Raw genomic sequence first — 11,331 nt, forward strand, 5'->3', positions numbered from 1 at the left:
AGGTGAGCATGGCCGACCAGTTCGATTCACCGGTGGATGTCGAAGCGGATGAGCAGGGCTTGTCCGGCCTCGCGCAGATGGCGGTGGCCGTGGGCATCGCTGTCTTCACGCTGGCCATGCTCAACGCCCACGCGCTTGGTGCCTGGGCCGATGGGCTGGAACCGGGCGCCCGCACGGCGCGCATCAGTGCTGTCGCCCATGACCTCGCAGATCAGGCGGCCACGCACGGCCTTGATGGACCGCGTGCGGCACTGAAACAGCAGTGGGATCGGGTGAAAGCGGCGCGCTGGCCCGATCAGGCCAGCGGCAATCAGGATCAGCGATAGAAATCGTGATCGTCGATCCGCGCCACCTTGGTGCGGCTGCGGAAAAAGCCGTTGGGCCTGGCCCAATTAGCGTGGAAATAGAGCGCGCCCTTCGATATGTCGCGGGCTTCGCCGGCCAGCACGTCGCGGGCCACGTCCACCGCTTCGGCCCAGCCGTCACTCTTGCGATCAGGGTGATAGCGATCAATGCGGAAGAATTGGCCGGGCTGCTTGGCCACGGCGCAGACATTGTCGCCAAAGCCCTTCTTCACCCGGTTCAACAGCACATGGGCGACGGCGAGCTTGCCTTCGCGCGGCTGGTTGCCAGCCTCGTGGTGGACAACCTTGGCCACGCAATTGACGTGGCGCTCATTCAATTTGGGCTGTTCCGGTTCAGCGGCCACCATCGCCGTCTGGGCAGGGGCAACAGGCTGAGCAGCAGCCTGTGATTCCGGAGTCTGGGCGGCGACATGGCCCAAGGCCAGGCCCGAAGCCAGCAACACGGCTGCGGCAGCAGCCTGCATCTGAAGACGCGGAGTGAATTTCACATTCATTGCCGAATATGCGCCCCTGCGGCAGTTGGCAGCGAAAAACACAAGCCACCAACGCGACAGACACGACCTGCAGGATGTGCCGCAAACGCCAGCGCAATCCTGCCTTCTTGAGGCCGGCGGATACGGCGGCCGTTCATCTTTCGTCAAGCAATCAGCGACGAACCGCGGCCTTGCGGCGACCAGTTGAACCGTTGGGCCTGATTGGGCCTCCGGTGCTGCACCGTGCGTCGCCGCCCTCGAATCAGCCGTCCAACAGCGCCTTCAACCGATCGTTGACCACGCCCGGTGCCGCCTTGCCGGCCATGGCGCGCATGACCTGGCCGACGAAGAAGCCGAACAATTTGTCCTTGCCGCTGCGATATTCGGCAACCTTGTCTGGGTTGGCGTCCATCACGGTCTGGATGGCGGCATCGATGGCGCCGGTGTCGGAAATCTGCTTCAGCCCGCGCTGCTCAACGATGCTGGCAGCGCCTTCGCGGGTTTCCAGCATCGCTTCGAACACCTGCTTCACCAGCGGGCCCGACAAGGTGCCATCGGCGGCCAGCGCCAGCAGTTCGGCCAGCGCATCCGGGGACACCGGACTGTCGCCGATTTCCTTGCCCAGCTTCTTTAGCGCGCCGAACAGGTCGGTCGAAACGAAATTGGCAACACGCAGCGCCACTTTTGTGACGGGCTGGCCGACTTTCGCAGCCGTGGCGGCCAGCGCGGTTTCGAACCAGTCCGCCGTTTCCTTCTCGGCCGACAGCACGGCAGCCAGATAGGGCGACAGGCCCAGCGTGGATTCATAACGGGCGCGCTTGGCGGCCGGCAGTTCCGGCAAGGACGCGCGGCAATCGGCGACGAATGCATCATCGAACACCAGCGGCAACAGATCGGGATCGGGGAAATAGCGATAATCATGCGCGTCTTCCTTGCCGCGCATCGCTCGGGTGGTGCCGCTGCCGGGATCGAACAGGCGGGTTTCCTGTATCACCGTGCCGCCGCTTTCGATCAGATCAACCTGGCGACGGGCTTCATGTTCCACCGCCTGCATGATGAAGCGCACGCTGTTCACGTTCTTGGTTTCGGTGCGGGTGCCAAAGGGCTGGCCGGCCTTGCGCACCGATACGTTCACATCGGCCCGCATGGAGCCTTCGTCCATATTGCCATCGCAACTGCCGACATAGCGCAGCAACTGGCGCAAGCCTGCCACATAGGCGCCGGCTTCGGCTGGCGAGCGAATATCGGGCCGCGACACGATCTCCATCAGCGCGCACCCGCAGCGGTTGAGATCAACATAGGACATCGACGGATGCAGATCATGGACCGATTTGCCGGCGTCCTGCTCCAGATGAATGCGCTCGATACCGATGTGCTTCTTGGTGCCGTCGTCCAGTTCGATGTCCAGATGGCCTTCGCCCACGATCGGGTGATAGAGCTGGCTGATCTGGTAACCCTGCGGCAGATCGGGGTAGAAATAATTCTTGCGGTCAAAGCGCGACCATTTGTTGATCTGCGCGTCGATGGCGAGGCCCGTCCGCACCGCCTGGCGCACGCATTCGCCGTTGATTACCGGCAGCATGCCCGGCATCGCGGCATCGACCAGGCTCACTTGCGCATTGGGTTCGGCACCAAATTCGGTGCTGGCCCCAGAAAACAGCTTGGCTTTGGCCGTCACCTGAGCATGAACTTCGAGGCCAACCACGATTTCCCAATCGCCGGTGGCGCCCTTGACGATGTAGTTTGGGGCTTCAGACATGTCTGTCGCTATGGCCAGCGTCGTCTGGCTTTGCAAGCCCGCAGCTTGGCGTATCAGTGGCGATGGCGCGCGATATCCGCATGGACAAAGCCGCTTGCGGGCTTTAGCCCAGTTGCGCCTGTGCCACGTGGTCGGACGTGGTCATACAGGCGGAACACCACCGCGTTGCCAACCGGAGGGGGCGGGCAGGGCAGTCGATCAGGGGATTTTGTGCAGTCGCGCACAGAAAGTGGAGTGATCGCAGGGACAGCGCCAACCCTGGCGGCAACGCCGGCCGGATGGGGCAACGCTGTACGTTGGCCGGCGGCCATACTGGCGCTGGGGCTGTTGCCGCTGATCGTCACCCCGGTGTTGCCGCTCATCGATTTTTACAACCATGTCGCACGTTTCCAGGTGCTGGCCACGCTGGCGAACAATCCGTTGTTTGCTGCCAATTATGCCGCGGCCTGGGCGATCCTGCCCAATGTCGGGTTGGATGTGATTGCGGTGGCGGCGTTGCAGATCGTACCACTGGCGCTGCTGCCGCACCGGCTGACGGTGTTGATCCTTGCCGTGCTGTTTGCCGGCATCCTTGCACTCAACCGCGCCATTACCGGGCATGTGCGCTGGCCGGCGCTACTGCTGGCGTTGCCCCTTCTCTACAGCTGGATCTTCAACTGGGGCTTTGCCAATTTTCTTCTGGGGCGGGCCTGGCGTTGCTCGCGGCAACCCGGCGGTGCAGTTCGGGCAGGCAGGCTTCCTCATTATAGCATGGGATGACCACCGATAATCCGACCAACGCCCAATCCCCTCATGTCAACGAAACATGATGAATCGGTTAAGGATAAAGCCTAATGGCGTCACCATTGCAACCCCGGCCAGTGTTGCCGCTAACAATCCGATATGTGGTTCAGCCAAACTGTTAACCAGCGTGAACAAGCCGCCGCAGGTCAGATTGACGGCAATGAAACGCAGTGCCTCTCCGCCCAGGCGCCCATCTTTGCGGGGCCGCGTGTTACTGAAGGTCCAGAAACGGTTGAGCACGAAGCTTTGCACCACGCCTGCAGCATAGCCGATGGCGCTGGCCGCCGGCACACCAAGCGGTTCGGCCAGCAGGCGGATGACGAGGTAGGATGTTGCGGTGTTGGCGACGCCCACCAGGCCGAAACGCAGGAACTGCGCCAGCCCTGCGCGCGTTGCCAGTTTTTCTTTGGGGGCGAGTGCTTTCATCAGGCCGCGATCACGGGCGGGCGCTGAAGCCCGCTGCCCGTTCGATCGCAAGTCCGGCATCGAGCACGCCCATCTCGTCGAGCGGGCGACCGATGATCTGCAGACCCAGCGGCAGCCCGGAGGCGGACAGCCCGGACGGCACGCTCATCGCCGGCAGGCCTGCAAGGCTGGCCGGCACGGTGAAGACATCGTTCAGATACATGGCCAGCGGATCGGCCTTGGCACCAAACGCGAACGCTGGGCTGGGCGCCGTTGGCGTGATCAGCACGTCGCACTTTTCAAAGGCCGCTTCGAAATCGCGCGCGATCAGGGCCCTCACCTTCTGCGCCTGGGTGTAATAGGCGTCGTAAAAGCCGGCCGACAGCACATAGGTGCCGATCATGATGCGGCGCTTCACTTCCTTGCCGAAGCCGGCGGCGCGGGTGGCGGCATACATATCGTGCACGTTGCCGCCCGCATGCGTGACGCGGTTGCCGTAACGCACGCCGTCATAGCGGGCGAGGTTGGACGAGGCCTCGGCCGGGGCGACGATATAATAAGTGGGCAGAGCGTATTTCGTGTGCGGCAGCGAGACCGAGACGATCTCGGCGCCCTCGGCCTTCAGCCAGGCAATACCCTGATCCCAAAGCGCGGCGATTTCGGAATCCATGCCGTCGAGCCGATATTCGGCCGGGATGCCGACGCGCTTGCCCTTCATGCTGCCCGTCAGGCCGGCAGCGTAATCCGGGACCGGGATGTCGAGGCTGGTCGAATCCTTGGCATCAAACCCGCACATGGAGGTGAGCATGAGCGCACAATCGGTAACGGTGCGTGCCATCGGCCCGGCCTGATCGAGCGAGGAGGCAAAGGCGATCGTGCCCCAACGCGAAGCCCGACCATAGGTTGGCTTGATGCCGGCGATGCCGACGAATGCGGCGGGCTGGCGGATCGAGCCGCCGGTATCGGTGCCGGTGGCGCCGGCACACAGCCGCGCCGAAACTGCTGCCGCCGAACCGCCGGACGAACCGCCTGGCACCAGTTCAGCGTCTGAGCCCTTGGCCTTCCACGGGCTGATGACGCGTCCAAAGGCGCTGGTCTCGTTCGACGAGCCCATGGCGAATTCGTCCATATTGAGCTTGCCGAGGAACAAGGCGCCATCGCGCAGCAGATTGGCCGTCACGCTCGATTCATAGCGCGGCACGAAACCCTTGAGGATGTTTGAGCCCGCCGTGGTCTGCACGCCTTCAACGGCAAAGAGATCCTTGATGCCAAGCGGAATGCCGGCCAGTGGGCCGCTAAGTTTGCCGTCGTCAACGGCCTTGGCCTGCGTCAGCGCCAGTTCCGGCGTTTCGACAATGAACGCGTTCAGATGCCGATTGGCTGCCATCGCATCGAGATGCGCCTGCGCCAGTTCAACCGCGCTGAACTGCCTGGCGTCCAGCCCCGCCTTCATCTCGGCCAGCGAAAGATCGGTCAGCGCGCTCATTCGATCACCTTGGGCACAGCAAAGAAGCCGCTGGCCGCATCGGGTGCGTTGGCCAGCACCTTGTCTTGAATGCCGCCGTCGGTCACCACATCTTCGCGCCAGCGCATATTGCCGGGCATGACGCTGGCCATCGGTTCGACCCCCTTGGTATCGACCTCGCCCAACTGTTCCACCCAGCCCAGGATGTCGTTCAGCTGCTCGACAAGGCCGGGCACCTCATCATCGGTCACGGCGATCCGCGCCAGGCGCGCGATCTTTCGTACGGTTTGGCTATCCACAGACATGCCCTGCCGCTAGCAGGCGAGGCCGTTTGCAACAAGAGGGCGAACGCTTCCCCGACAGCTTGTCACGTCAAGGCCCCGCGCGCCTGCCCCGCAATATGCGCCAGCATCGCCGCGCTTACCATGCCGCTGTCGCGCGCCCGGGTGATGGAGGCCGCGATGCGCGCCACCCGCGCCGCATGGGCTTCCAGCCACAGCGCCAGCACCTGCACCGGGTTGCTGCCCTCCGGCACGATATGGCGCAGCAGATCGAGCCTGATCTGCTCGAAATCACGCACCAGTGCCGCCGTCAGTAGCCGTTCCCACGGATCGGCCGGGTTTAGCGCCCCCGCCGCGCCGCGCGCCCAATCCAGCCCGGCGGTTTCGCCCAGCATTGTATAGGCCCGGGCCGTGGCCGCCACATCAAGCCGGCGTTCGGCCGCCAGCAGCGCAACGCCCACCGCGCCATCAAGCGCTTCGACATGCACGATGCTGCGCGCCAGATCGGCCGGGGCGCCGGCGCTGGCCAGTTCAGCCGCCGAACGGTCGAGCTGGCCGCGCACTTCGGCCTTGACCAGCTGTTCGATGCTGCCGCCCAGCGCCTTCAGGCCCGGCGCGATGGCGGCAACCAGGGCAGAGGCGCTGCGGCCGCCGCCCAGCCGCACCAGATCGGCCATCTGGGCACGCAGGACGCCCTCCGCAGCGCGGTGCAGCGCATTGGCCGCCGTGGCCGGCACTGCCGCCGTATCGATCGCCAGCCACAGCCCGGCAAAGCCGAACAGCTGCCGCGCCGCCACAAAGGCGCGGGCGATATCGGCGATGCCTGCGCCCAGTTCTTCGGCCAGTTCGAAGGGCGCCGAAAGGCCGGCGCGGTTGATCAGTTCATTGGTCAGCTTGGTCGCCACCAGTTCGCGGCGCAGACGGTGATGCAGGATCGCATCGCGGTGCGTGCCCTGCATGGAAGCCGGGAACGCGGCGATCAGATCAGCTTCCAGCAGCGGATCATCCACCACCGCGCTGGTCACCAGCACGTCATAGGCGGCCATCTTGGCATAGGCCATCACTACCGCGAGTTCCGGCCTGGTCAGGCCTTCGCCGGCCTGCGCACGCTGGCCCAGCACATCGTCACCGGGCAGGCCTTCAACCTTGCGATCAAGACCGACGCGGTATTCCAGCGTCTGGATCAGCCGCTGGAATACCGGCACGGCGGCTGCGCCGCCGGTTTCCGCCAGGCTGATGGCTTGCGTCTGCAGGCGGTTGTCGCGCAGCACCAGTTCCGAAACGTCGTCGGTCATTACCTTGAGCAGCGCATCGCGATCCGGCCGCGACAGGCGGCCGGCGGCGACCTCGCCGTTCAGGGCGATCTTGATGTTGACTTCATGGTCGGAGCAATCGACCCCGGCCGAATTGTCGATGAAATCGGTGTTGATGCGGCCGCCGGTGCGCGCGAATTCGATGCGCGCGGCCTGGGTGAGGCCCAAATTGGCACCTTCGCCGATCGCCTTTGCCTTCAGTGCGTGTGCGTCCACCCGGATCGCATCATTGGCGCGGTCCCCGGCGTCGGCATTGCTTTCGGTCGACGCCTTCACATAAGTGCCGATGCCGCCGAACCAGATCAGATCGACCTGCATCTTCAGGATGGCGCTGAGCAGTTCGCCGGGCGCCATTGCGTCGGCGCTCACGCCCAGCATGGCCTGCACCTGGGGCGAAAGCGGGATGGATTTCAGGCTTCGCGCAAACACGCCGCCGCCTTCCGAAATCAGCGCCTTGTCATAATCATCCCAGCTCGATCGCGGCAGCGCGAACATGCGCTGGCGCTCGGCAAAGCCGGCCGGGATATTGGGCGTGGGATCAAGGAAGATGTGGCGATGGTCAAAGGCCGCCACCAGCGCCACGGCGGGCGAAAGCAGCAGGCCGTTGCCGAACACATCACCCGACATGTCGCCCACGCCGGCCACGCGTACCGTCTCGCTCTGCACGTCGATGCCCATTTCGCGGAAATGCCGCTGAACCGAGATCCACGCACCCTTGGCGGTAATGGCCATCGCCTTGTGGTCATAGCCATTGCCGCCACCCGACGCGAAGGCATCGCCCAGCCAGAAGCCTTGGCTCTCGGCAATGCCATTGGCAGTGTCGGAAAAGGTCGCGGTGCCCTTGTCGGCGGCGACCACCAGATACGGGTCGGGCGCATCGTGGCACACCACGCCAGCGGGCGGCAGCACAGTGCCCGCCACATCCAGATTGTCGGTGATCGACAGCAGCGCGCGGATATAGATGCGATAGGCCTCGGTGCCTTCGGCCAGCCATGCATCACGGTTCGATGCCGGCGGCAGCAGCTTGGGATAGAAACCGCCCTTGGCGCCGGTCGGCACGATCACCGTGTTCTTTACCTTCTGCGCCTTCACCAGGCCCAGCACTTCGGTTCGGAAGTCGTCGCGCCGGTCAGACCAGCGCAGACCGCCGCGGGCGATGGGCCCGCCGCGCAGGTGGATGCCCTCCACGCGCGGGGAGAACACCCAGATCTCGCGATAGGGGATTGGGTGGGGCAATCCGGGCATGGCGGCGGAATCGATCTTGAAGGCCATCGCCTCCGGCCCGCCGGGCACGAAGAAATTGGTCCGCAGCGTGGCTAGCATGGCCGATCGGTACAGGCGGATGATGCGATCATCATCAATGCCGGATACTTCGGCCAGGCCGGCATCAATGCGGGCCAGCACCTCTTCCTGCGCCTTGGCGCGATCGGCGACATCCAGCGCAAAGCGCGCCGTGAACAGCGCCACCAGATCGCGCGTGATATCGGGATAGCGCTTCAGTGCATCAACCGCTGTCATCACGCCGTAGGTGACCCCGGTTTGCCGCAGATAACGGAACCACGCCCGCAGCAGCGAGGCATCACGGGCCTCAAGGCCGCAGTCTGGGATCAGCGCGTTGAAGCCGTCATTTTCCCGCGTGCCTAGCAGCACGGCGACTAGCGCCGGCTCCAGCCGTGCCGTCAGCGCCGGCAGATCGGCAAGGATGGCCGGATCGGGCACTTCGCAGATGAAATCGTTGATGCGGCCCAGCCGACCGTCGTCCAGATCGAACGGATATTCCTCGATCACCTTCAGGCCGAAATTCTCCAGCACCGGCACCGCTTCGGAAAGCGGAATGATCGGGCCGAGGCGATAGAGTTTCAGGCGCAATTGGCCGGGTTCAGGTGCGGCCATGATACGCACGGTGCGATCATCCTCATCCTCCAGCGTGGCCAGCGCCATGATGTCGGCAGCGGCTTCGGCGGGTTGGTGCTGAGCGCGATAGCTGGCGGAAAAGGCCCGGCCGTGGCTGCGCGCCAGCCGTGCCGCGCGGGTCGGCGTGGTTAGCTCGGCCAATGCCGCTTCCAGATCTTCCTCCCAGCCGCGCACCAACTGGCGCAGCCGGCGATCGAGCGCGATTTCCTGATCGGCCGAGAAGCTGGCGGCATCGGCCACGTCCACCACATAATGTACGCGCGCCAAGCCCTCTTCGCGCAGTTCCACCTCGTAACGCGCGATGCTGCCCTTCAATTCCTGTGCCAGCATCTGGCCGGCGGCTTCGCGCAGGCGGCTGGTGTAGAGATCACGCGGCACGTAAACGAGCGCGGAGACAAAGCGACCGAACGGATCGGCGCGGGCGAACAGCTTAGGCCGCGGCCGGTCGAGCAGCGAGAGCAGCCCCAGCGCCATCGCCTTCAGTTGATCGGGGCTCGCCTCGAACAATTCCATGCGCGGGAAGCTTTCCAGCACATGCACCAGCGCCTTGCCACTGTGGCCGCGTTCGCCAAAGCCCAGCGCGTCGATGATCTCGCCCACCTTGCGGCGCAGCAGCGGCACTTGGCGCGGCGAGGTGGAGAGTGCAGCTGACGTGTAGAGCCCCAGGAAGCGCGTTTCGGATACCACGCGGCCCTCGCGGTCGAAGCCCTTCACCGCAACCAGATCGCCGTTCACCCGGCGGTGTACGCTCACAACTGCGCCAGCGCGCGTGATCAGCAGGGGTTCCGGGCTGGCCAGCAGCGCCTTTAAGGCACGCGGCGTGTCGGCGGGGCCACGCATGCCCGTCCACACCGGGTAATCCGGATCAGCGAGCAGACCAAGGCCCCCATCGCTGGTCACCTCCATCGCCGGATCGTCCAGATCGCCTTCAAGCCGGTAATGGCGGGCGCCCAGTAGGGTGAAATTGTCGGCCGCCAGCCATTCGAGGAAGGCCATTGCTTCGGCGGTGCGGTGCGGGGCCAGCGGCGGCGGATTGTCCGAAAGGGCGCGAATGCGTTCGCGCAGCAGGGCCAGCATCGCCTGCCAATAGGTCACCGCGGCGCGCACATCGGCCAGCACCTGTGCCAGGCTGGCCTCCAGCGCGGCGCGCGTCTTGTGGCCAACCTGCTCGATCTCCATGTAGATCATGGACTCGCGGGTGTGGCCGGGCAGGGGGGCGCCATTCTTGCCCGGTCCGATCACCTCCAGCAGCGTGCCGTCCGCATCACGGCGCACATCGATGATCGGGTGCAGCAGGCGGTGGATGTCCACCCCGGCGGCAGTGACGGCGGCGGCGGTGGAATCCACCAGGAAGGGCCGATCCTCACCGATGATGGCCAGGCGCAGGCGGCGGGCGCCATCATCGGCCAGCGGATCAATGTGGATTACCGGCTGATCGGGCCCACGACGGGCGGCAGCACCGGCCATGAAGCCGGCCACGGCAGCACGTGCCGCCTCGTCCAGGCCTTCGATTTCGCCGGGCAAGGCGCAGGCAAACAGGCACCCCGCCAGCGCCTGTGCCAATGGAGTGTTTGCAGTGGCCGCAGCAGTGCCGGGCTTGGTCGTTTCAGACACTTCGATCGCTCCCGCGACATTTTTCGCGCAGCTTATGCGCCGCGCTGCCGCGAAAGAAAAGTGTGATTCGAAGCTCACTCTGCAATCTTTGTGCGATTGAACACATCAAGGGCCGCGCCGGACCGGGGCCGCCGCGGGAAGGGATCGGCCGCCGGCGGCAGCCGCTGCACCTGGGCAAAGGCGCTGGCCAGTTCGGCGCGCAGGCGCTTCGCCGCGCTCTTCGACAACACTTCGCGCCAACTAAGCACGATCTGCACCAGCGCCGCCGGATCGCCGGCTTCGGGCAGCGGCAGCGCCAGGCCGCGCACCAGCATCTGTGCGCCCATCGGATCGTTCACGCTGGCTTCGAACGGGATCAGCATCGGTTGCAGCGCCACCAGTTCGCAGGCCGCCACCAGTTCTTCAGACAGGCCGGGATCGCGCAGCAGCGCTACCCCGGCGATGAGGCCAAAACGCGCCGAAACCGGGCCGCCCACGCTTTCGATGATGGCGCGGCCCGCCGGATCGCTCACCACGATGCTGTGATCGAAGAACGGTGCCAGCGCAGCCGCAATACAGTCGTCGTGCGCGCTTTGCCAGGCGGCCAGCGCCCGGTTTGTGAGACGTCGTTCCACCACGACGCTGCGCGGCACCTGGTCTTCCCGCAGCGGCCCCGGCCGATCGAGGGCCGATCGATCAACGCCAGCATCATGCATGCCCAAGGCGCGGAGCGGGATGACGTAGCCGGGGTTTGCAGGGTTCATGCCCCGGATAACGGCCGGTTCGCCCCCGGATTGAGCCAGCCTGGCCCGCCGCCCCACCCAGGGCGGTCGCACTGCCGCCGCCTTGCCCCTTGCCAGTCCACCCGCTCGCTGATAAATCGCCAGCCTTACCGAGATGCCGCTTTAGCTCAGCCGGTAGAGCACCGCATTCGTAATGCGGGGGTCAGGTGTTCGAGTCACCTAAGCGGCACCATTATT

General features: G+C 65.1%; 9 protein-coding genes and 1 tRNA gene. 3 read left to right on the forward strand and 7 right to left on the reverse strand.

Annotation, left to right across the window (positions count from 1 at the left end; all coding sequences use genetic code 11):
- Positions 1-8: 8 nt before the first annotated feature.
- The gene (locus Q7O19_RS05895) at positions 9-326 is read left to right on the forward strand and encodes a hypothetical protein (RefSeq protein WP_303809250.1); all 318 of its coding nucleotides are present in this window, start codon (positions 9-11) and stop codon (positions 324-326) included.
- Here Q7O19_RS05895 and Q7O19_RS05900 read toward each other — a convergent pair.
- Together Q7O19_RS05900 and gatB are read right to left on the reverse strand one after the other, a co-directional pair.
- Positions 317-829 (reverse strand): cell wall hydrolase, encoded by a 513-nt coding sequence (locus tag Q7O19_RS05900; protein WP_303809251.1) that lies wholly within the window; start codon positions 827-829, stop codon positions 317-319. The genes Q7O19_RS05895 and Q7O19_RS05900 overlap by 10 nt on opposite strands.
- Before the next feature lie 271 nt (positions 830-1,100).
- Entirely contained in the window at positions 1,101-2,597 is a 1,497-nt protein-coding gene (gene gatB / locus Q7O19_RS05905; RefSeq protein WP_303809252.1) for an Asp-tRNA(Asn)/Glu-tRNA(Gln) amidotransferase subunit GatB, read from the reverse strand.
- A gap of 234 nt (positions 2,598-2,831) precedes the next feature.
- Between gatB and Q7O19_RS05910 the strand changes: the two genes are divergently transcribed.
- A complete protein-coding gene (locus Q7O19_RS05910) occupies positions 2,832-3,356 on the forward strand; it encodes a hypothetical protein (RefSeq protein WP_303809253.1) in 525 nt (174 codons plus the stop codon).
- A 36-nt stretch (positions 3,357-3,392) separates the two neighbouring features.
- On the opposite strand, the gene Q7O19_RS05915 is transcribed toward Q7O19_RS05910, so the two are convergent.
- The 5 genes from Q7O19_RS05915 to Q7O19_RS05935 all read right to left on the reverse strand — a co-directional run bounded on the left by Q7O19_RS05915 (position 3,393) and on the right by Q7O19_RS05935 (position 11,115).
- Positions 3,393-3,806 carry a GtrA family protein gene (locus Q7O19_RS05915; RefSeq protein ID WP_303809254.1) on the reverse strand — a complete coding sequence of 138 codons (414 nt, stop codon included), beginning with the start codon at positions 3,804-3,806 and terminating at the stop codon, positions 3,393-3,395.
- Between the two features lie 10 nt (positions 3,807-3,816).
- A complete protein-coding gene (gene gatA, locus Q7O19_RS05920; protein ID WP_303809255.1) occupies positions 3,817-5,271 on the reverse strand; it encodes an Asp-tRNA(Asn)/Glu-tRNA(Gln) amidotransferase subunit GatA in 1,455 nt (484 codons plus the stop codon).
- Positions 5,268-5,555, reverse strand: coding sequence for an Asp-tRNA(Asn)/Glu-tRNA(Gln) amidotransferase subunit GatC (gene gatC / locus Q7O19_RS05925; protein WP_303809256.1), 288 nt, complete (start codon positions 5,553-5,555; stop codon positions 5,268-5,270). Before gatC ends, gatA begins: the two co-directional genes overlap by 4 nt.
- Positions 5,556-5,617: 62 nt before the next feature.
- Positions 5,618-10,372 carry an NAD-glutamate dehydrogenase gene (locus tag Q7O19_RS05930; RefSeq protein WP_303809257.1) on the reverse strand — a complete coding sequence of 1,585 codons (4,755 nt, stop codon included), beginning with the start codon at positions 10,370-10,372 and terminating at the stop codon, positions 5,618-5,620.
- Positions 10,373-10,446: 74 nt separating this feature from the next.
- Positions 10,447-11,115, reverse strand: a complete 669-nt coding sequence (locus Q7O19_RS05935) for a hypothetical protein (RefSeq protein ID WP_303809258.1) — start codon at positions 11,113-11,115, stop codon at positions 10,447-10,449.
- 135 nt (positions 11,116-11,250) lie between these two features.
- Here Q7O19_RS05935 and Q7O19_RS05940 point away from each other — a divergent pair.
- Positions 11,251-11,326 (forward strand) — tRNA-Thr (locus Q7O19_RS05940).
- Positions 11,327-11,331 lie beyond the last annotated feature (5 nt).

This window comes from Sandarakinorhabdus limnophila DSM 17366 (assembly GCF_945882885.1).
GTDB lineage: Bacteria > Pseudomonadota > Alphaproteobacteria > Sphingomonadales > Sphingomonadaceae > Sandarakinorhabdus > Sandarakinorhabdus limnophila_A.

What these genes read in the sequence shown, in the direction of transcription:
- Q7O19_RS05895 (WP_303809250.1), top strand. Translation starts at nt 9, where the DNA reads ATGGCCGACCAGTTCGATTCACCGGTGGATGTCGAAGCGGATGAGCAG.
- Q7O19_RS05900 (WP_303809251.1), bottom strand. Translation starts at nt 829, where the DNA reads ATGCAGGCTGCTGCCGCAGCCGTGTTGCTGGCTTCGGGCCTGGCCTTG.
- gatB (WP_303809252.1), bottom strand. Translation starts at nt 2,597, where the DNA reads ATGTCTGAAGCCCCAAACTACATCGTCAAGGGCGCCACCGGCGATTGG.
- Q7O19_RS05915 (WP_303809254.1), bottom strand. Translation starts at nt 3,806, where the DNA reads ATGAAAGCACTCGCCCCCAAAGAAAAACTGGCAACGCGCGCAGGGCTG.
- gatA (WP_303809255.1), bottom strand. Translation starts at nt 5,271, where the DNA reads ATGAGCGCGCTGACCGATCTTTCGCTGGCCGAGATGAAGGCGGGGCTG.
- gatC (WP_303809256.1), bottom strand. Translation starts at nt 5,555, where the DNA reads ATGTCTGTGGATAGCCAAACCGTACGAAAGATCGCGCGCCTGGCGCGG.
- Q7O19_RS05935 (WP_303809258.1), bottom strand. Translation starts at nt 11,115, where the DNA reads ATGAACCCTGCAAACCCCGGCTACGTCATCCCGCTCCGCGCCTTGGGC.